The sequence below is a fragment of the Clostridium sp. 1001283B150225_161107_B6 genome, from assembly GCF_015556325.1.
In the GTDB taxonomy this organism is placed as follows: Bacteria; Bacillota; Clostridia; order Lachnospirales; family Lachnospiraceae; genus Enterocloster.
Genome location: NZ_JADNMD010000031.1, coordinates 1 through 1420, shown reverse-complemented (window position 1 = coordinate 1420; position 1420 = coordinate 1). Strand labels below are relative to the sequence as shown.

Genomic DNA, 1420 nt, shown 5'->3' with positions numbered 1-1420 from the left:
ATCTTCTATGATAATAACTGGGCTGAAAGTTCTTTCTTGGACCTTCAGTCCTTGTATTATATATAACAGCAACTACTGTTGCATGTCAAGAGCAGGCGAAAAATCCGCCTGGGGAAAATAGGTTGGATTCGCTTATTCAGGCAGCCGACCCTCATACATGATGCTTAGTTCTCCATATACCTGCCCCCAATTCCTGATTGGCATGGACCATTTCTTTGTGGCTTCAAACGTTGACAGGTACAACGCTTTCAAAAGTGCTGTATCGCTTGGAAACACGCTTCTCTGGCGGTTTAGCTTACGGTACGTGCCATTCAGGCTCTCTATCGCATTCGTGGTATAAATGACCTTTCTGACCGCTGTGGAAAATTTGAAAATCGGGGAGATGGCATCCCAGTTCTGCTTCCAGCTCCTCATGGAATTGGGATATTTCCCGCTCCACTTTTCAGTGACACGTTCCATTGCCTCAAGTGCTTTTTCTTCTGTGGGTGCCTGATAGATTGTCTTAAGGTCCGCGCAGAATGGCTTCCTATCCTTGTCTGACACATATTTCATCGTATTACGCACCTGATGCACAATACAGCGCTGATATTCGGTCTTTGGATAGGCTGCCGCGATTGCCTCCTTGATACCGCTCAGCCCGTCAGCACAGAGGATTAAGATATCTTTTACCCCTCGGTTTTTCAGGCTGTTTAAAACAGACAGCCAGTATTTAGAACTTTCATTTTCGCCAACCTCAATCGTCAGGACTTCTTTGCGTCCATCCTGATTAATACCAAGGACCACATAGGCCGCAAGCTTGCGGATGATGCCATTATCCCGGACGGAGTAATGGATTGCATCAATGAACAGGACCGGATATACTTCTGAGAGCGGCCGGTTCTGCCAATCCTCTATCTGTGGTATGATTTTATCTGTGACATCAGAAATAAAGCCTTCGGAGGCTTCAAACCCATAGATATCTTCCAGTGTATCGGAAATCTGCCGGGTGGTCATGCCCTTGGCATACATAGATATGATTTTCTGGTCGATATCGGAGATATCCTTTTGACGCTTTTTGACTACCTGTGGCTCGAAAGTAGACCTGCGGTCCTGGGGGACCTTGATATCCATGCTGCCATAGCTGCTGTTAATCCGTTTGGCTTTATAGCCGTTACGGTAATCATCGCTGTCAGAACGTTCCGACTTTTCATAGCCCAGATGCTCATCCATCTCTGCTTCCATCATTTCTTTGATTGTGCCACCAAGCAGGTCCTTGAGTGCAGACTGGATATCCTCTGCAGATTGGATGTCGTATTCCTGCAGGAGCTGCTGGATGATGCTGCGTTTTCCTTCTGTCATTTGTACCTGGTGTACCGGTTTCTTTTCTCTTGCCATAATAAAAGGCCTCCTATGATTTTTTATTTTATCATAGAAGACCTTT

1 protein-coding gene is annotated in these 1420 nt (G+C 45.9%); it reads right to left on the bottom strand.

All coding sequences use genetic code 11. The features are described 5' to 3' along the window. Positions 1-132: 132 nt before the first annotated feature. Positions 133-1374 carry an IS256 family transposase gene (locus I2H39_RS28755; protein WP_195628130.1) on the bottom strand — a complete coding sequence of 414 codons (1242 nt, stop codon included), beginning with the start codon at positions 1372-1374 and terminating at the stop codon, positions 133-135. Between the last annotated feature and the right edge of the window lie 46 nt (positions 1375-1420).